The sequence below is a fragment of the Kitasatospora sp. NPDC096077 genome, from assembly GCF_040303245.1.
Taxonomy (GTDB): Bacteria; Actinomycetota; Actinomycetes; order Streptomycetales; family Streptomycetaceae; genus Kitasatospora.
This window is the reverse complement of the sequence record NZ_JBEOSV010000111.1, coordinates 1-17300: the sequence shown is the minus strand read 5'-3', so window position 1 is coordinate 17300 and position 17300 is coordinate 1. Positions and strand designations below refer to the sequence as shown.

Sequence of the window (17300 nt, the reverse complement as noted above, 5' to 3'; positions counted from 1 at the left end):
GAACCGCGCGGCACCATCGAGACCGAAGCAGCACGCCGCCTCGCCGACGACCTCAACAACCAGTAGTCACCAGCTAACCCAACACTTTCTTAGGCACCACCGCCGGAGAGACGGTGGCGCCGACCGCCACTCGCCTGGTCTCCTGCTGCCCGGGGCGGGAGACCTTGTCCGGCTCCGGGATCAGCAGATCGCCGATCTCGCAGCCGAGCACGACACAGGCCACGTCCAGGTCCTCTAGCTTGAGAGAGACCGGCTGACCCGACCACAACCCGGACATTTTCCCGGCCGAGATCACCAGGCCGTGGTCGGCCAGCATCCGCTGCAGCTCGGACGCCTTCCAGATGCCCTTGTTCGCGGCGGTCAGCCGCAGGTTCCACTTCATCCCATCAGTCCTTCCAGCCGCTTCGCGGCCCGCTGTTGCCCGGCGAGCCAGGCGTCCTCGACTCGGGTCTGCTGAACGTGGATGTACCGCATCGTCGTGGCAATCCAGGAATGTCCCAAAACCTCTTGAATTGCAGCGAGGTCCAGGCCGCCGAGGTAGAGCTCGGAAGCGCAGAAGTGTCGCAGGACATGCGGGGTCAACTTCTCTGCCCAGCCCGGGAGATGAGCCCCGACGGCAGCAGCCAAGCCATTCCGCAGAGCGTCGTCGCCGACCCGGCGCGAGGACCCGTCCGCGCATCTGCGCTCGGAGGGAAACAGCGGGGCACCGGGGCGGGCGTGGTCGTCGTCGAACTGGCCCCAGACATCCTCGATGAACCACCGCAGGGTCCGGTCCGCACCGTTGATCAGCGGCACCATCCGCTCGCGCGGCCCCGAACCGCGGGCGCCCTTGCCCAGGCGAACGTGCAGCTTGCCGAACCGTCCGAGCTCCCACTTGATGTCGTCCAGGTCGAGCCCGCACGCCTCGCTCACCCGCAGTCCGACCTGGGACATCAGCTTCGCGGCGGTGTAGTTCCTCGCGGTCGGGGCGAACTTTCGGCAGGTCGCCAGCTCGCGGCCCCAGCCAGTGAACAGCCGGCCGACCTCTGGCGCGGTCGGCGGGATCCGCAGCTGGGCGTCCTTGGAGCCGCGCGGGCGGTTCATCTCGTCGATCGGGCACTCGACCACGCGCCCGGTCATCTGGTGGATCTCGACCTTGTGCCGCAGCTCCAGGAACAGGAAGTACGTGTTCAGGGCCTGGGAGCGGGCCAGACGGGTGCCGCTGGGCGATCCCCGCAGCACCCGCCCGAAGTACGCATCGGCGTCGGCGGGCTCCAGGTCCCACAGCGGCTGGCCGAACCACGTACGGATCTGATCCAGGTGCCCGACGTCGCCGCGGATCGTGCCGTCCGTCAGCCCGGCCGACGCCCGGGCCAAGACGAAGCCAGCCAGCACGTCGGTCTCGAACCGCTCCAGCTCCTCCGCCGAGACCGGATCCCGGTACTCGCGCAGGTCCCGCACGACCGCCAGCGCCGCCAACTCGCGCCTCCTCGCCTTCGACCAGACCGCAGATCGGTCGGACGAGTTGAGAACGCTTCAGGAATCCCGAAGTTACGTCACCGGCTGCTGGAGCACTCGAAGGAGGAGGAAGCCCCTGGCCACGGCCTCGAAAGCTCAGCGGGACTCAGGAGAACTCACGGGATGTCGCACACGGCATCAACATGCTCACAACCGGACGAACTTTGACACAGCCCGGGCCGCCCTAACCGAACGGCGTCGGGGCTAGGGCGTTTCTTCCGGATCAGCGGGTGGTTGGTCCGGCAGTGGGGTTAGGTTCTGCCACCGGAGTCTGTACTCCTGGTCCGTCTCGCCGGTGCGGCGGAATCCCAGACGTTCGTACAGCCTGCGGGCATCGGGGTTGTCCTTCTCGACGTCGAGGTCGAGGGGGATGCCGCCCGCCGCGGCTTGTGCCTTGAGGTCCTCGATGACGGCGGTGCCGATGCCGCGGCACTGGAAACGAGGAAGCAACTGAATACCGTTCAGCTCGATGCCACCTGCGGTGCGGGTGATTCGCAGTCGGCCGGCGCGCTCGCCGCTTACCTCGACCACGCTGGTCGTCATGTCGGCTCTCTCGTTGTGGACTTGCTCCAGTGTCCAATCGGAGAAGCCCGCGCGCCATTGCTCCTCGTCGAAGCCGCTCGCGAGACGGCCTTGGTCCCGCGTGGCCTCGATGACAACAGTGGCGAGGAACCCCACGTCTTCGGCTGTGGCGGGCCTGATGCGGTAACCGGGCACAGAGCATGCTTGCACTGCCCACCGCCGGAGGTCCAGAGCCTTGCCTGCGGTCAGACCACGGGACGGTCAACGGCACGCATCGGCCAACCAGGTGATCCGCAGGGAACGGTCTGGGCCGTTCCCTGCGGATCACCTCGCCGACCAGACGAAGATGGCGGCGACGTGGAGTGCGGCCAGGTAGACGGTGGCCGTTTTGTCGTAGCGCGTGGCCAGACCGCGCCACTGGTCGGGTAGCCGGGCCACGTTGCCGTGACCCGGCCCCCTCAGAACCGGGCGCGTCTGTTTCCAAGCACCGCGGCTCAAGCAAGCCCAATGGCTTCACAGGTTCTGCTGTTGATCCCGTCTGTCATCGCTCGCGTGGTGCTGGCGATGGCACTCGGAGTGAACGAGGCGAAGGTTCTTGCTCTCATCAGATCCGCCGTTTCGCCGGTAGGTGAAGTGGTGCTTGTGCAGCCTCTTCTTCATGGCGTCGAACCACTCAATCCACTCCCGCGGGCTGTCCGGTTCGTATTCCGCCCCAGCGATGAGGGCCTGACCGCAGAGCGGGCAGGAACCCTTCTGACGCGCCGCCAGGACCAGACTGATCTTGTCCATTGGCGGTGGAGTTCGCGTCTTTCGGCGCTGACTCCAGTAGTCATGCAGGGCTGGGTCATCCGGAGACGACTTTCCCTTGACCAACTGGTGCCTTCTGATGCTGGTCCAGGAGAACTTGGGAAGGTGGGCGCCGGAGGCGCGATCACCGAAGACCCATTTGTTGTTCCTGGACCGGTTGAGCCTGCCGAAATACTTCTGAACAATCCAGTACCTCGACTTCCTCGGGTGGCTGCGCTTGGCCCACTTGTAGGTGAGCATCCACACGTAGCTGTCCAGCTCGGAGAAGGTCCTGCTGGACACCACCGTCCGGTAATACGCGGACCAGCCTCTGACGACCGGAGACAGTCTGCGCAGGACAGCCGTGACGTTCAGGCCGAGTAGGGCCTGAGTCTCGTCACGGAGCCGCTTCCGGACTCTCGCGACCGCATCCTTGCTGGGCGTGATGATCAGGACGTCCCCGTGCCGGCGGATGGTGAACCCGAGGAAGTCGAATCCTTCTGACAGGTGAAGGATTCGGGTCTTCTCCTCGTTGAAGCGAAGACCTCGGGGTGCCAGCCATTCGGCGAGGCGTTCCTTGACCGCTTCCGCTTCTTCCCTGCTCGTGCAGAACACGGCGAGGTCGTCTGCGTAACGCACCAGGATTGGTGTCCCTTTCGCGGCCCACATGACCTTCCCCTTGCGGGTCGCGAACCGGACGCCTGCGGCCTCTTCCATTCCGTGCAGTGCAATGTTGAGCAACAGCGGGCTGATCACTCCGCCTTGAGGTGTTCCCTCGTCGGTTCGGGTGAAGCGTCCGCCGTCGATCACGCCCGCCTTCAGCCACTGGCGTACGAGTTCCCGGCCCGGGAACTCACCGATGACGTCCAGCAGGTGATCGTGGTCGATGTGGTCGAACGCTGCCGCGAGGTCGGCGTCCAGTACCCACTGGCGCTTCGCGGCCTTGCCCTTCGCGGTGCTGAAGATCGCCTGGATGGCGTCGTGGCAGCCGCGACCCGGCCTGAATCCGTACGATCGTGATTCGAACCGGGCTTCCCACTCGGGTTCCAGAGCGTTCTTGACACGTGCCTGGATCACTCGGTCGCGGATAACCGGGATGCCGAGCGGCCGTTGCTTCCCATTGCTTTTCGGGATGTAGACCCGCTTGACTGGCTTCGCCCGCCAGGGCTGTGTCTGCCGGTCGATCTCGACCGCCAGCCGTGCTCGCGCCGTAGGCGTGAGCGCACGTTCCCTGTCGATGCCTGCCGTCTTGCGGCCCTTGCTCTGCTGCGTCACTCGCTTCACGCTGACCAGCGTGTTGCTGCGGCTCCGGAGCATGAGCTTCTGCAGATTGCGGACCTTCTTCAGGTCCCCTTCCTGTGTCGCTTTGAAGATCCGTTGTCTCAGTCGCCGTACGTTGCCCTCGACTTCAATCCAGTCGATGCTGTGCCAGTCGAGAGGGCCGTCCTGCGGTCCGTTCACGGTCGGAGCGCAAGTGGCAGAATGGACCGCCTCCCGCATTGATCCTCCTCCGCGTCTAACTTGTCCGTCAGGTTCTGGCGTCTTCACTCGGGATACTGCAAAGGCTCACCCGGCCCACGTGGGCCCCCTTTCGGGGCGGGTCACGAGGACCCGTATCCGGCGAGTTATGGCCAAGGATTGAAGGGATCCCTGGATTTTCCTCTGATCTTTCGATCCACCGGCGTTTGCTTCTTGGGCCGTCCTGTTCCCGCTAGAGAGTTGGGCCTTCCTTGCGGTCGGCTTACCGGGCGAGACCCGGACTCCAACGGGGTTTCCACGTTCCACACACGCAAGATTCGGCTGGGGTGGGTGCCCCCTCTATCCCGGAACCAGCGGTGTCCTCCTCCCGGTCTCAAGTCTCCGGGAGTCGCTCGACGTCTCTCAACGTCGGGTTCTGTAGCCGCTGACAGCACACCATCGGGCGGCTTCAACATTACGAGACATCAACAGGGGTTCACGCGGTTCACCCGTCCAGCCTTTCCCTCGCCTGTGGCACCTCGATGGCCGAGGCGCTCTTGGGCTTGAACGCTCAGCTTCACACCCCGCCGTTGCCAGCGACGCATGTGAGCGCAGGAACGGATTCGGACACTAATCCGGGGTCAGCACTTCTTCTCCTTCCCTTCGTGGCTTTCCCACTTGGCGTGTGCGACCTCGTGTCGCACCTTGAGCTTGTTGATACACCGCTCGACGGTGTTGCGCCGCCTATATGCCTCGCGGTCGAACGCAGGAGGGCCTCCGCCGGACCGGCCCCGATTCCTGCGCTTGGCGACCTGGTCGGAGGGTTGGGGGATCACCGCCCGGATCCCGCGCCGGCGAAGGTGGGTCCGGATCGCGCGGGAGGCGTAGGCCTGGCCAGGACCACGGCCGGGGTGGTCCTGGGCCAGGCGGTCGACCGCGGCACCCGCAACTGGGCCATGAGCGCGGGGAACGCGGGTGCGTCGCCTGCCTGGCCGGGCGTGAGCACGAAGGCGAGTGGCCGGCAGCGGCCGTCCGCGGCGAGGTGGATCTTGGTGGTCAACCCGCCGCAGGAGCGTCCGAGGGCATGGTCGTGCGGCTCGCCGACCGGCGCCCCTTTGGGGCGGGCCCCGGCGGCGTGCTGGTGGGCACGGACGATTGTGGAGTCGACCGCGACGATCCAGTCGAGGTCGCCATCGGCGTCGGCCTGGGCGAGCAGGACGGTGAAGACCTTCTCCCAGGTGCCGTCGGCGGCCCACTTCCGCAGACGGTTGTGGGCGCCTTTCCACGAGCCGAAGTGCTCCGGAAGGTCCATCCACGGCGTGCCGGTACGGTACTTGAACGCGACCGCGTCGATCACCTGCCGGTGATCACGCCATCATCCTCCCCGCCTCGGAGTCCGGTCCGGCAGCAACGGCTCAATGCGTGCCCACTGGACGTCAGTCAACAACACACATCAGTCAACGATCGGATGATCCGAAGGAGACGGCCTAGCCGTCGGCCGGCCCCAAGGGCCCGTGCTGCTGGTGGAAGCAACGCAGCGGCAGCCGATCTGTACGGCTGATGCCGTTGGATCGGCCGCCGCCGAGCGCTGGATCAGGCTCGCGCCACATCCACGAAGACGGGATTGGCGTAGAACCACGTGTCGGCCCACGGGTCACCGTTGCCGGGCTCGTGGGGGATCGGCCCGTTCGGGTCGACGGCGGCACCGAGGTAGCCGGTGCCCTGCCGGTTGCCGTCGCTGCCGCGCAGCCGCAGGTAGAAGGACTCGTCGCCGGCGGTGACCGGGATCTCCAGGGTGTAGGTGCCGGTGCGGCCGCTGACGTCGGCGGTGTGGACGACCCGGGTGTCCGGTGCCCGCCAGGTGTCCCGGTCGGAGACCGGGCCGCGCACGGCACCCCGGATGACGTCCACGTGCGCGAGCCGGGGCAGGATGCCCTGGGGGTTGGGGCGGGAGGCGGTCGTGACCGTCACCGACAGGGTGAGCCGCTCGCCCCTGCGGACGTGCAGCCGACCGCCGAGGGTGACCCCGCGGCCGTGGTCGCACTCCCGCTTCACGCGCACGTCGAGCCCGTCGAGCAGGTGTCCGTGGTCCACCCAGACCCGGCCGGCCCGCAGGCCCGCCATCACGGCGCGGTAGCCGTAGCGGGTCACACCGACATGGGTGCGGCTGAACTGGCCGGGCCAGAAGTCGCTTCCGGGCTGCGCGGTGGCGGTGTTCACCGGGTCCGGTACCTTGCCGGTGTTGTCGAAGTTCTGGCCGGGCTGCCAGTCGCCGTTCTTCCAGGTGTCGAAGACGGTCCGGTGGTTGTCGGAGTTGCTGGTGATCGAGAACAGCCGGCCCTCGGCCAGCATCGAGTCCCACAGGCCGCCCACGGTCGCGGTCGCCCAGTCGAAGCCGCCGTAGGTCTGGTAGGCGTTCGCCGGGTAGCCGGACCACGACTGCGCGGACGGCTTGTTCTCGTACTCGCCGCGGATCGAGTTCGTGCCGCGCCAGCCCGGGATGGCCGCGCCCTGGGCGCCCGGCGCGCCCTCCATGCCGATCACGATCCCGTCGGAGGCGTCCCGCCAGTTGCGCACCTCGTGCGGGGAGTCGATGCCCAGGCGCAGCGGGTGGTTGGCGAGGACGAGGACGTCGTCGACGTAGCCGGTGCGCCGCTGCTCGGCCAGCCACTGGATGGCCTTGACGGCGTGGGCCTCGTTGCGGGCGGTGTCGGCCGCGCCGGCCGAACCCTCGGTGTAGCCCAGCAGCTTGCCGTCGTAGGCCAGCTCGAACCGGGTGAGCAGGTCGACTTCGTGCGGGCCGGGGGCCGCGAACACGGTGGCGTGCTCGGCGGCCGGGATGTACCACTCCAGTCCCTGGAAGATCAGCTGACGCGGGTTCTGGGCGCGGGCCCGGAGGATCTCTCGGTGCTCCAGCGCGGCACCGTAGTGGGCGTGGCCGAAGTTGGAGTGCTCGTTGAACACCAGCCAGTCCAGGCCGTACTGGGCGGCGGCCCGGACCTGCTGGGAGAACGTGTACTTCGCGTCATGGCTGTAGACGGAGTGGACGTGGTGGTCGCCGACCAGGTAGGCGAGGTGCGGGTCGGAACCGCCGTGGCCCCGTCCGGCGGCGGCGGCCGGCGTGGCGGCGGCCGACGTGGCCGCCCCGCCGAGGGCGAACGCGGCGCCGAACAGGCCCGCGCGGCGCAGGAGCCCGCGGCGCGACACGCCCTGGGCGTCGAGATCGGCGGGGGAGACGGAGGGATCGGCCCAGGCGGGCAGCTGCTGATCGGTCATGGTGATCCTCGGAACGGGGGTTCAGCGGTGTGGTGGGGGCAGGGGGGCGTACAGGAGGCGACGGGCAGGCCCCGGACGTACGAGATGGAGGGGCCGGGGGAGCGGTACCTCCGGGGCGTCGGGGACCAAGCCGGGGCGGGGGCCGGTGTCCCGGCCGGCGGGCAGGCGGTGGAACGCCCCAGCGGTGTACCTCGCCTCGGGCGAGGGGGCGGCCGTCGGCGGGTCCTGCGTCGCTCACGGGTGCACGATTCCGTGGCAAGAGAACTGCCGGAAGAAGCCGATCTGAAGACCCGGGATGGAATCGATGGCCGCCCAGTGGTCCGCGGGCGCGCCGCTTCACGGCCGGCCCGGCAAAACCGGCGTCCACTCCCAGGCCGTTGACCAGCGGGAAGGGAGAAGTCCGGCTGGAGTGCCAGTCGGTGACTGAAGGTCCGCCACCGCTGGGCGCACCCCGCTGCCACCCGCGCCGACCTGGAGGATCAGAAGCCGCGCGGGGGTCTCGACGCCCGCACCGATCACCCCGCAACTGCGCGACGAGATCTACGGGTTCTGCGCGGCGGTGGTCACCGCCCTGGGCATCAGCCGCGGTGCGACCCACACCGAGGTGGTGGTCGCACCGGACGGGCCGCACGTCATCGAGACCCACCTGCGCCTGGGGGCGACGACATCCCCCGGCTCGTCCAGGACGCGACCTCCGTGGTGCTGGAGACGGAGCTGGCCCGGGAGGCACTGGGACACGACTACTCCGACGCCGTACTCAACGGGTCGCAGGCAGGTCAGGCCTCGGCGATCTGGTTCGTTCGGAGCACCGCCCGGGGCAAGCTCCACGAGGTGGGCGGGCTGGCCGAGGCACGTGCGGTGGAAGGGGTGTCGCCGTCGACGTCCTGCTCGGCGAGGGCAGCGACCTGCGCGAACTCACGAGCTCCCACGACCGGGTGGCCTCGGTACGCGCTGTGGCACCGGACCCCGCCACCGCCGTACTCCGCGCGCGGCACGCGGCGTCGCTGCTGACCGTCGTCGCGGAACTGGCGACCACTCCGGCGCAAGGATCATTGGTATGACCGGGACGGAACGGAGCACTACGGTGGATGCCATGGTTCAGGTAGAGATCCCGGGTTCCAAGTCCATCACCGCGCGAGCCCTGTTCCTGGCCGCAGCAGCTGCCGGGAGGACCACACTCGTCGCCCCCCTGCGTTCGCACAACACCGAGGCGTTCGCCGAGGGACTGCGGCAACTCGGCTACGACGTCGAACAGGAGCCGCTGAGCTGGACGATCACCGGACAGCCCGAGTGGCGGGGAACCGACGACGACGTCTCCGTGTACTGCGCGGACGGAGCGACCACCGCACGCTTCCTGCCCGCCCTCGCAGCCGCCGGCCGGGGCAGGGTCGGGTTCGACGCCTCCGAGCAGATGCGCCGCAGGCCGATGGCCCCGCTGACGGACGCGCTGCGGCAGCTCGGCGTGGGCATCGAGTTCCGCGGCGACATCGACCACCACCCGTTCACCCTCACCGCCTCCGGCATCGAGGGCGGCCACCTCACCCTGGACGCCGGCACCTCCTCGCAGTTCCTCACGGCCCTGCTCCTGCTGGCCCCGCTGACGGAGCAGGGACTGCGGATCGACGTCACGGACCTGGTGTCCGTGCCCTACGCGCAGATGACCATCGCGATGATGGCCTCGTTCGGCGTCGCCGTCGAGGTGAGCGAGAAGTCCTACCGCGTCGCACCGCAGCGGTACACCGCGCGCACGTACACGGTCGAACCCGACGCCTCGTCCGCGAGCTACTTCTTCGCCGCCGCGGCCCTGCTGGGCGAGACCGTCACCGTGCCCCGCCTGGGCACCGCCTCGCTCCAAGGAGACCTCGGCTTCGTCGACGTACTGGCCCGCATGGGAGCAACCGTCAGCAAGGACGAGGACTCCACGACCGTGACCGGCAACGGACGACTCCGCGGCATCACCGTGAACATGCGCGACATCTCCGACACCATGCCGACCCTGGCCGCCATCGCCCCCTTCGCCACCGGCCCCACCCGCATCGTCGACGTGGCCAACACCCGCGTGAAGGAATGCGACCGCCTCGACGCCTGCGCCACCAACCTGCGCGCACTCGGCATCGAGGTCGAGACCGGACCCGACTGGATCGAGATCCAGCCCGGCACCCCCGCACCCGCGCAGATCGCCTGCCACGGCGACCACCGCATCGCCATGGCGTTCAGCATCACCGCCCTGCGTACACCGGGCATCACCCTCGACGACCCCGACTGCGTCAAGAAGACCTTCCCCCACTTCCACCAAGTCCTCGCGACGTTCCTCGACCAACTGGGCACCACGCCCTGACCCCGTACCCGGCTGTCGCGGCCGGCTCCGAGCCGGGCCGGTGCTCCGGGTTCCGCCATGGACGACTCGTCGGACCGCGAGACCATATGGCGATCATTACCATATGGCGATCATTCCGTGAAACCGGAACCGAGCGAGGAGAGTCAGGCTGCGGCGAACCGCCACGGGCGACCGCTCGCTCGTTCCGAACACCCACGGTGTCCTCCGATCAGGAGCAGGCGTTCGTGGATGCAGGTGAGCCTGTAACCCCCGTCCACGGTTTCGAAGCCCGGTGACCGCTCGCCGCCGCTGCTTCCCGTGGTTCGGTCGCTGCGCAGCAGGTTCGACATCGTGAGGGTGACCGCCTGGTCGGTGTACTCCAGGGCGACCGTGACCGGCCGGCCCGGCGCGTCCTTGGCCGCGTTCGCCGGCGCTTCCTGAGCGGACCGCAACAGGTGGAGGTTCTGCTCGGGACCGAGCGGAACCTGGTCGCCCAGCACCGTCAACCGTACCGGGGCCCGCTGACGGACACGGTACTCCTCGACACCCTCGTGGCCAACCTCGCCTCCGTGGGCGTGACCGCCACCCACCGCGTGGAGGGGCATCGCCGCCCGCTGCCGGAGGAACTGCGCCAGGCCCTGCTGCGGATCGCACGGGAGGGCATGGTCAACGCGGTCAAGCACGCCCCGGGCGCCCCGATCGAACTCGTCCTCGCCTACCGCCCCGGTGAGGTCGAGCTCACCGTCGCCAACGGCAGCCCCACCGGAGCGCCCTCGGCCCCCCTGCCCGGCAGTGGCCTGGGACTGGCCGGCCTCACGGTCCTCGCCGACAAGCTCGGCGGCAGCCTTCGCCACGGTCCCAGCCACGGCGGCCACCGCCTGACCGCCACCCTTCCCGCCCCCTGAACCCCGTCACCGGCAGCCCTGCGCGGGCAGGTCCCCGCTACCGGATTCCAGCAGGCACCCGACCGGCAGCGCCGCCGAACAGCGCCGATGCCCCGCACGTCGGTGCGGGGCATCGTGGCGCGGCGGTGACGCCCGTCGCCCGGAGGGTCGGGTCAGCGGGCGAGGCGGGGGAGGAGTGCCTCGGCGTTGCCGCGGTTGATGGCTTCGGCCTGGCCGGGGGTGAAGTCCGGGTAGGTCTCCAGGAAGTGGTTGTAGTAACTGCCGGCCTCCTGCGGGGCGAAGGGCCAGTCGCTGCCGTAGAGGACGTGGCCGGGCTCGGCGAAGGCGAGCAGGGCGGGCAGGGCGGAGGGGCTGGCGGACAGGGCGGTGTCGAAGTAGAACCGCTTCAGGTCGCGCAGGATGTCCTCGGCCTTGCGCTCGCGGTCTACGACGGTGGAGGTGAGGCCTGAGAAGCGGTAGGCGGCGTAGGGAAGGAAGCCGCCGCCGTGGGACAGGATGACGCGGACGTTGCGGTAGCGGTCCATGACGCCGTTCAGCACCATGTTCAGGGCGGTGCGGGTGGTGTCGAAGACGTAGTCCGCGAGCGGGGCGGGGGTGCCGGGCAGCAGCGTCATCGGGGGCTGCGCGGGGTGGATGAAGACGTTCGCGGCGCGGCGGTCCAGCTCGGCCCACAGGGGCTCGAAGTCCGCGTCGCCGAGGTACTTGCCGTGGGCGTTGGACATGAGGACCACGCCGTCGGCCCCGAGGATGTCGAGTGCGTGGACGGCCTCGGCGAGGGCGGCGTCCACGTCGGGCAGCGGGATGCTGGCGAAGTGGCCGAAGCGGTCGGGGTTGTCCTTGACGACCTCGGCCCCGTACTCGTTGACGGCGCGGGCCAGGTCGCGGGCGTCGGCGTCGTCGCCGAGGTGGACACCGGGCGAGGTGACGGACATGACGGCGGTGGCTATGCCCTGCTGGTCCATCATCGCGATCGCGCTCTCGGGGCTCCAGGCGGGGATGGCCCAGCCGCCGGAGTTCAGGCCGCGCGCGGCCAGGGTGTCGGCCCAGACCGGCGGGACGATGTGGTTGTGGACGTCGATACGTGCGGGGAAGTCCATGATTCAAAGCCTCCTAAAGGTTAGCTTGCTAGTTAATTCATTTAGTAAGCTAACACTCATGCGAGAGGCGAGCAAGCACGAAGAGGGCGACCCCCAGGACACACACGGGGACGAGGTTGGTGTGCGGGAGCTGGCGGAGGCCGCGGACCGGCTGTTCTATGCCATGCGCCGCGCTCGGGCGGCCACCATGGGCCGCTCCGGCACCGGATTGTCCATGGCGCAGTCCACTATGCTGGAGCCTCTGGCCGCCGACACACGGGGCGAGGGGCTGCCGGTCGGCAGGCTCGCCGTCGCCGCCGAGGTCAGCGTCCCCACCGCGACCCGCATGCTCAAGCAGCTCGAAGCGGCCGGCGTGGTCACGCGTCAACGTTCCCCGCGCGACGAGCGCCAGGTCCTCGTACGCCTGACCGGCGACGGCGCCGACCTGCTCGCGGCGATGCGCGCGGAACTGCGGGCACGTCAGTCAGAGGCCCTGTCGCACTTCACCCCCCGGGAACGCCGCGAACTCGCCACCCAGCTACAGCGCCTCACCGAAGTCATCGGCGACACCGTCCCCCAGCCGGTCGAGGAGTAGCCCGCACGGCATCGCCCTGATCCTGACCGGCATGCGCGGGCCATCGCGGGCCACCCGTAGGTCGGTCGTTCCGTCGCCCCCGCGACCGCCGCCGGGAACGGGGGCGACGCACCTTTCCCGGCCCCTGGGCGCTCGTCGTCGTTCCGTCCCCTCTCCAGCGCCCGCAGGCCTCGCCGTGTCACCGGCCCGAACAGCCGCCGGCCTCGCCGCGTCACCGGCCCGAACGGCCGCCGGCCCCGCTGCACGTCTTCCTCTCCGGCGCCGCCGAGCCGGCCCTCGCGACGCTGCGCCCCGGCGAGCTGCTACTCGAACTCCTGCGCCGTCCACGAGCGCCGGGTGGCCATGGCGTCCTCCAGGCGGCGGATCAGGGCGGCGCCGTCGGTTCGGCGGCCGCCGGAGCGGCTTCGCTGCCCACGACGACCCGACATACGCGCGCCCCCGGTCGCCGGCCTGGCAGCGCGAGGTGACCGCCAAGATCGGCCGGACAGGCCTAGTGGAGCAGCAGGCCGGCCAATGTGCAGCAGATCCAGGCCCAGGCACAGCTGCTCCAGCAACAGCTCACCCAGGCAGCGGCGGCGTTGCGTGAGGGCGAGGAGCCCGCAGACGCCGCATCCCAGGAGATCCACCTCAAAGCCCCGGACGCATAGCCGCTCCGTCTCGTCGGCCGCCCGCAGGCCCTCTCTACCAGCGGTGGATGGCCGATCGGCTCGCCGTGGTCCGCAACTGCGAGCTCCGGCAGCTCCTGCAGCTCCTGCAGCGGTTCGACACCTGGCACGTCTCCCGCCGGCTCCGCACCAAGGCCGCCAGGGAACCGCTCAGCCAGTCCCGGGCCGGGTACGCCCGCAACCGGATCAGCCAGGCGGCCTCCCTGCGGGAGCGGCTGTGTCGACGCGGACTCGACCTGCGGCGTCAGCCGTGCGCCCTTTGGCATGACGTCCCGCCTCCGGGCACATTCTCGGACGTCCCGGGCGGGATCCAGAGGGAGCGCACCCGCCGGTCCGGCGGGGCGGTCCGATCCCAGGGAGTACGCATGCCGACGGAGCAGAGCACACCGACCACGGCCCAGGTGGCCATGACACTGGCCGCGATCGCGGCGACCGCGGCCACCCCACGACCATCGGGCGAGACGCTCGCCGAGCAGCAGAAGCGGATGTTCCTCGGCGTCGGCCAGCAGTTGGCGAACCCCTCCCTCGCGACCGGGACGAGAAGTCGTGACGCCGGGGCCGCACCCGTCCAGCCCTTCGACCCGCTCGACGTGGCCGAGGACGAGCGCGTCCGGCCGGCCGGTCCTGATGGCCCACGCTTCGCGGGCCTGCTCGCAGTTCGGGGCCTCTTCCTGGACGGCGGTCACCGTTCGGACCGCCCTCCGGGTTCCCCGCTCCGGGCCCGTCGGCCCTGCCCGCTCCGGCCGGCGGACCAGCCTTCCGGGGCCGGTGTTTCCGCAGCTGAGGGGCTTGCCTGGTGGTGAAATACCTAGGATAAGAGCGAGTCTGCCTACCCCCTGGGCGAGCTGGCATCGTCGTTCTCGAGCGGGACCGGGCGCCACCTGCGCCGCCGCTCCGACCAGCACGGCAGCAACTGTCCAGGAGATGACCCCATGGCTTCAAACCCCCTGTCCAACACCCGTGTCGTCGTGGTCGGAGGCAGCTCCGGGATCGGCCGCGCGGTAGCCCGCCGGGCCGCCGCGGCCGGCGCGCGGGTCGTGGTCGGCTCGCGCTCCGAGGAGAAGCTCGCCGACACGGCCAAGGAGATCGACGGCATCACGACCGGCGTCATCGACGTCACCGACGAGGAGAGCGTGCGTGTCTTCTTCGCGGACCTGGACACCATCGACCACCTGGTGCTCTGCCCCGGTGACATGGCGACCGGTTCGGTCTACGAGGTGACGCTCGAAGCGGTGCGCCGCTCCTTCGACACGAAGATCATCGGCCCGCTGCTCTGCGTCCGGCACGCCGGGCGCAAGATCGCACCCACCGGCTCGATCGTGCTGCTCGCCGGCAGCGGCGGTTTCAAGCCGTACCCGGACCTGAGCGCGACGGCCGCCGCCAACACCGGCGTCGGCGGCCTGGGGCGCTCGCTGGCCGTCGAACTGGCGCCGATCCGGGTGAACGTCGTGGTGGCCGGCCTGGTGGACACCCCGCTGTGGGACTTCGTCCCGGCCGAGGCCAGGGCGGGCCTGTTCGCCCAGACCGCGGCGAGCACCCCGGTCGGCCGGATCGGGCAGCCCGACGACGTCGCGCACACCGTGGTGCAGCTGCTGGAGAACACCTTCACCACCGGCGCGCTGAGCTTCGTGGACGGTGGCAGCACGCTCTGACCGCGAGCCTGACCGTGCGCCCGGCGGCGGGTCCGGACCGGCCTCACCGGTTCAGGTCCGCCGCCGGCCGGGCCGGCCGTCCCGCCGTCACCAGGGCGCCGAACCGGCCGGTCAGCCCGTCGTCCCCCACCGGCTGGTAAGCGATCAGGGTGGCTGCGGTGTCGGCCAACCGCAGCTTCACGTAACCGAGTTCGATCCGCCCGAGCGCCGGGTGCCGGAAGACCTGGGTGGCCGGGCTGTGCTCCACCAGGTCCATCCGCTCCCACAGCTCGCGGAACTCGCGGCTCTCCGCGGCCAGTTGCTCGACCAGTTCGGCGTACTCCGGCCGGGCCAGCTGGTCCGCAGACTGCCCGCGGAACAGTGCCACGACGTGCTCGGCGGCCTGCGGCCAGTCCGGGTAGAGGTCGCGGAAGTCCGGGTCGAAGGTGATCAGCAGGTTGTTGCGGCGCTCCGGCGCCAGGTCGGCGAACCCCGGCAGCAGCGCGCAGTAGCCCTGGTTCCAGGCCAGCACGTCGAAGCGGTAGTTGGTGATGCAGGCCGGCAGCGGGTCCAACTGGTCCAGGAAGGAGAGGTACTGGGCGGCGACCTGCTCGCGCCCGGCCGGCCGCGGACCGGTCGGCGGCACCTCGCCGGCCAGCCGGAACAGGTGTCGCGTCTCGACGCCGTCCAGCTTCAGCACCTGGGCCAGGCTGTTCAGCACCTGGCGGGAGACCTTGATCCGGCGCCCCTGCTCCAGCCAGGTGTACCAGCTGGCACTCACCCCGGCCAGCGCCGCCAGCTCCTCCCGGCGCAGCCCCGGCGTCCGGCGGCGCCCGGTGGGGTACAGCACGCCCGCCGCCTCCGGGCCGATCCGGGCCCGCCGGCTGCGCAGGAAGGCGGCGAGCTCGCGCCGCTGCTCGGTGCTCTCCACGACCTTGCTCCCCGTCCCCGTGCCCCGGTCGGCTTGGCGGCGCCGGGGTCGTGCTGAGTCGCGGTCAGGGTATCCGAAGCCGTGCGGCACGCCTCCGGGCCACGGTGTGGACCCGCTGTTCCGCCACACCCGGGCCGGGCACCGGCACCCCGGCACGGGGGAAGGAGCCAGGGCGGCACCGCCCGCCGGGTGCCGACGGGTGACCGCTCCCGCATCGCCCCCGCACACGCCCTGCGTCGGCCGGCCGCCGCGCCGCTTGACGCTGAGGTGCCTGAAGCGTTACGTCGCCCGCGAGATCTACCGCCTCATCGGCCCTACCAGGACTGCCGCAGGCCACGTAGATCCCGACGGAACCGCAAGTTGACATCCATAGGGGCATCGCACTTGACCTGCGGCACGCGCTCGTCGAGTGGGTCACCATGCTGATCGGCACCCGGGAGGGTGACCGCCGGTGCAAGCTCCGGCCCTCGCAGCGTGCCCTGGTCGTGCTGGTGTACCTGCGCAAGCACGACACGCTCGCCCAGATCGCGGCCGGCTTCCGGATCAGCGTCGGCACCGCCCAGGCCTACGTCCGTTCGGTCACCGGCCTCCTCGCCCGCAAAGCGCCCGGCCTGACCCGGGCCCTGCGCGAAGCCGACCCTGAGTACGTCCTGGTCGACGGCACCCTCGCCGAGTGTGACCGCGTCGGTGACGGCCGCGCCGACTACAGCGGCAAGCACCGCCGCCACGGCGTGAACCTGCAGGTCATCACCGGTTCCGAAGGAAGACTCGTCTGGATCTCACACCCACGACCTGACCGCCGCCCGCACCCACCGCATCGTGACAACCTGCGTCCGGCTTTGTGTCCCGGTCCTGACAGACCTGGCCTACACCGGTGCTGGGGGGACGTTCGCCGTCGCGCTCAGACGCAAGCCCGGCAAAGAGCTCACCGCCGGCCAGAGATCGCTCAACCGGGCCCACGCCCGGTTCCGGTACCCAGTCGAACGGTGCGTGGCGACACTCAAGGGTTGGCGGATCTTCCGTCACGCCCGTTGCAGCCCGAACTGGCTTACGTCAGCAGCCAAAGCCGTCCTCACTTTGGAGCTGCAGCGCTGAAAACGCTCATTGTCATCTCACGGTTCGACGTCCGCGTGCTCGATGATCCGCGTGGGCAGGACACCTACCAGGTCCGGACTCTGGACCGTCAGCACGCCTTGATCTGCCTCCGCCTCGCAGCCCACCTTCGAGACGCATTGCTCATCGCCGACGAGCAAATGCCGTCCCGAAATGCGTCTGCCGCCGTGGAGATTCGCAGAGGTAGCTCCACCGTCGCCCTCCTGACCCGGGCGGACTTGGGCCGGCTGTGGCCCGGACGTGGCGCCCGCAAGCGTGCGGGGGACGCCGACGCTGTGCAGCTGTGCCTCACGTGCCTCGAAAGATGGTCTTCGGCTGGATTGCTGTCCTGCCCTTGGCTACGGGTCCGACCGTGGAGAGCAATGGTCAAGACCTGTGAATGAGTTGTCGTGCGAGCGCGGGCTCTTGCCATGGGGTCGGGCGCCGCAGCCTTACATCCGGGATCTCAGCACGTCGACTTCACAGCCTTGCGCGAATGGGTCGAAGCCGTGTTCGACCAGCCAGCGAACCCCTAGCAGGCTCCGCAAC

At 69.7% G+C, this 17300-nt stretch carries 16 protein-coding genes and 4 pseudogenes; 8 read left to right on the top strand and 12 right to left on the bottom strand.

The annotated features are described in order from the left end of the window. Positions 1–73: 73 nt before the first annotated feature. From ABTZ03_RS42725 to ABTZ03_RS42700, 7 genes and pseudogenes are all read right to left on the bottom strand, one after another. A complete protein-coding gene (locus tag ABTZ03_RS42725; RefSeq protein ID WP_350518671.1) occupies positions 74–382 on the bottom strand; it encodes a helix-turn-helix domain-containing protein in 309 nt (102 codons plus the stop codon). Then, positions 379–1458, bottom strand: coding sequence for a tyrosine-type recombinase/integrase (locus ABTZ03_RS42720; RefSeq protein ID WP_350518670.1), 1080 nt, complete (start codon positions 1456–1458; stop codon positions 379–381). The genes ABTZ03_RS42725 and ABTZ03_RS42720 overlap by 4 nt, the downstream gene beginning before the upstream one ends. Positions 1459–1701: 243 nt before the next feature. Further along, on the bottom strand, positions 1702–2175 hold the full coding sequence (locus ABTZ03_RS42715; protein ID WP_350518669.1) for a GNAT family N-acetyltransferase: 474 nt from the start codon (positions 2173–2175) through the stop codon (positions 1702–1704). Between the two features lie 168 nt (positions 2176–2343). Continuing rightward, a pseudogene (locus tag ABTZ03_RS44355) lies at positions 2344–2439 on the bottom strand (IS5/IS1182 family transposase); the annotation flags it as partial. 93 nt (positions 2440–2532) lie between these two features. Further along, on the bottom strand, positions 2533–4305 hold the full coding sequence (gene ltrA, locus ABTZ03_RS42710) for a group II intron reverse transcriptase/maturase (RefSeq protein WP_350518668.1): 1773 nt from the start codon (positions 4303–4305) through the stop codon (positions 2533–2535). A 662-nt stretch (positions 4306–4967) separates the two neighbouring features. Continuing rightward, positions 4968–5713: pseudogene (locus ABTZ03_RS42705) on the bottom strand (IS5 family transposase); the annotation flags it as partial. 143 nt (positions 5714–5856) lie between these two features. Further along, entirely contained in the window at positions 5857–7539 is a 1683-nt protein-coding gene (locus tag ABTZ03_RS42700) for a PHP domain-containing protein (RefSeq protein WP_350518667.1), read from the bottom strand. Positions 7540–7568: 29 nt separating this feature from the next. Here ABTZ03_RS42700 and ABTZ03_RS44350 point away from each other — a divergent pair, with 29 nt between their 5' ends. Together ABTZ03_RS44350 and aroA are read left to right on the top strand one after the other, a co-directional pair. Then, entirely contained in the window at positions 7569–8600 is a 1032-nt protein-coding gene (locus tag ABTZ03_RS44350) for a hypothetical protein (protein WP_502894769.1), read from the top strand. A gap of 32 nt (positions 8601–8632) precedes the next feature. Then, a complete protein-coding gene (gene aroA, locus ABTZ03_RS42695) occupies positions 8633–9877 on the top strand; it encodes a 3-phosphoshikimate 1-carboxyvinyltransferase (RefSeq protein WP_350518666.1) in 1245 nt (414 codons plus the stop codon). Positions 9878–10020: 143 nt separating this feature from the next. Here aroA and ABTZ03_RS42690 read toward each other — a convergent pair whose 3' ends face one another. Beyond that, entirely contained in the window at positions 10021–10356 is a 336-nt protein-coding gene (locus ABTZ03_RS42690; RefSeq protein ID WP_350518665.1) for a sensor histidine kinase, read from the bottom strand. Between the two features lie 69 nt (positions 10357–10425). Here ABTZ03_RS42690 and ABTZ03_RS42685 point away from each other — a divergent pair, with 69 nt between their 5' ends. Beyond that, on the top strand, positions 10426–10761 hold the full coding sequence (locus ABTZ03_RS42685) for a sensor histidine kinase (RefSeq protein WP_350518664.1): 336 nt from the start codon (positions 10426–10428) through the stop codon (positions 10759–10761). 152 nt (positions 10762–10913) lie between these two features. Here the strand turns inward: ABTZ03_RS42685 and ABTZ03_RS42680 are convergent, their stop codons facing one another. Continuing rightward, positions 10914–11858: an amidohydrolase family protein gene (locus ABTZ03_RS42680; protein ID WP_350518663.1), complete on the bottom strand. Its 945-nt coding sequence runs from the start codon at positions 11856–11858 to the stop codon at positions 10914–10916. 58 nt (positions 11859–11916) lie between these two features. Between ABTZ03_RS42680 and ABTZ03_RS42675 the strand changes: the two genes are divergently transcribed. Beyond that, positions 11917–12432: a MarR family winged helix-turn-helix transcriptional regulator gene (locus ABTZ03_RS42675; protein WP_350518662.1), complete on the top strand. Its 516-nt coding sequence runs from the start codon at positions 11917–11919 to the stop codon at positions 12430–12432. Positions 12433–12734: 302 nt separating this feature from the next. Here the strand turns inward: ABTZ03_RS42675 and ABTZ03_RS42670 are convergent, their stop codons facing one another. After that, positions 12735–12860: a hypothetical protein gene (locus ABTZ03_RS42670; RefSeq protein ID WP_350518661.1), complete on the bottom strand. Its 126-nt coding sequence runs from the start codon at positions 12858–12860 to the stop codon at positions 12735–12737. Between the two features lie 87 nt (positions 12861–12947). Between ABTZ03_RS42670 and ABTZ03_RS42665 the strand changes: the two genes are divergently transcribed. The 3 genes from ABTZ03_RS42665 (at position 12948) to ABTZ03_RS42655 (ending at position 14749) form a co-directional block, all read left to right on the top strand. After that, on the top strand, positions 12948–13079 hold the full coding sequence (locus ABTZ03_RS42665; protein WP_350518660.1) for a hypothetical protein: 132 nt from the start codon (positions 12948–12950) through the stop codon (positions 13077–13079). Positions 13080–13126: 47 nt separating this feature from the next. Next, complete coding sequence (locus ABTZ03_RS42660; RefSeq protein WP_350518659.1) at positions 13127–13900, top strand: hypothetical protein; 774 nt, start codon at positions 13127–13129, stop codon at positions 13898–13900. Between the two features lie 129 nt (positions 13901–14029). Next, positions 14030–14749 (top strand): SDR family oxidoreductase, encoded by a 720-nt coding sequence (locus tag ABTZ03_RS42655; RefSeq protein WP_350518658.1) that lies wholly within the window; start codon positions 14030–14032, stop codon positions 14747–14749. A gap of 43 nt (positions 14750–14792) precedes the next feature. Here ABTZ03_RS42655 and ABTZ03_RS42650 read toward each other — a convergent pair whose 3' ends face one another. Continuing rightward, on the bottom strand, positions 14793–15659 hold the full coding sequence (locus ABTZ03_RS42650) for a helix-turn-helix transcriptional regulator (RefSeq protein ID WP_350518657.1): 867 nt from the start codon (positions 15657–15659) through the stop codon (positions 14793–14795). A gap of 419 nt (positions 15660–16078) precedes the next feature. Between ABTZ03_RS42650 and ABTZ03_RS42645 the strand changes: the two are divergent. Next, a pseudogene (locus tag ABTZ03_RS42645) lies at positions 16079–16754 on the top strand (transposase family protein). 449 nt (positions 16755–17203) lie between these two features. Here ABTZ03_RS42645 and ABTZ03_RS42640 read toward each other — a convergent pair. Next, positions 17204–17300 (bottom strand): annotated as a pseudogene (locus ABTZ03_RS42640) (aminoglycoside phosphotransferase family protein); the annotation flags it as partial.

Coding starts and splice junctions, on each gene's coding strand:
- ltrA (WP_350518668.1), bottom strand. CDS start 4,305: ATGCGGGAGGCGGTCCATTCTGCCACTTGCGCTCCGACCGTGAACGGA.
- aroA (WP_350518666.1), top strand. CDS start 8,633: ATGGTTCAGGTAGAGATCCCGGGTTCCAAGTCCATCACCGCGCGAGCC.
- ABTZ03_RS42660 (WP_350518659.1), top strand. CDS start 13,127: ATGGCCGATCGGCTCGCCGTGGTCCGCAACTGCGAGCTCCGGCAGCTC.
- ABTZ03_RS42700 (WP_350518667.1), bottom strand. CDS start 7,539: ATGACCGATCAGCAGCTGCCCGCCTGGGCCGATCCCTCCGTCTCCCCC.
- ABTZ03_RS42675 (WP_350518662.1), top strand. CDS start 11,917: ATGCGAGAGGCGAGCAAGCACGAAGAGGGCGACCCCCAGGACACACAC.
- ABTZ03_RS42670 (WP_350518661.1), bottom strand. CDS start 12,860: ATGTCGGGTCGTCGTGGGCAGCGAAGCCGCTCCGGCGGCCGCCGAACC.
- ABTZ03_RS42655 (WP_350518658.1), top strand. CDS start 14,030: ATGGCTTCAAACCCCCTGTCCAACACCCGTGTCGTCGTGGTCGGAGGC.
- ABTZ03_RS42680 (WP_350518663.1), bottom strand. CDS start 11,858: ATGGACTTCCCCGCACGTATCGACGTCCACAACCACATCGTCCCGCCG.
- ABTZ03_RS42725 (WP_350518671.1), bottom strand. CDS start 382: ATGAAGTGGAACCTGCGGCTGACCGCCGCGAACAAGGGCATCTGGAAG.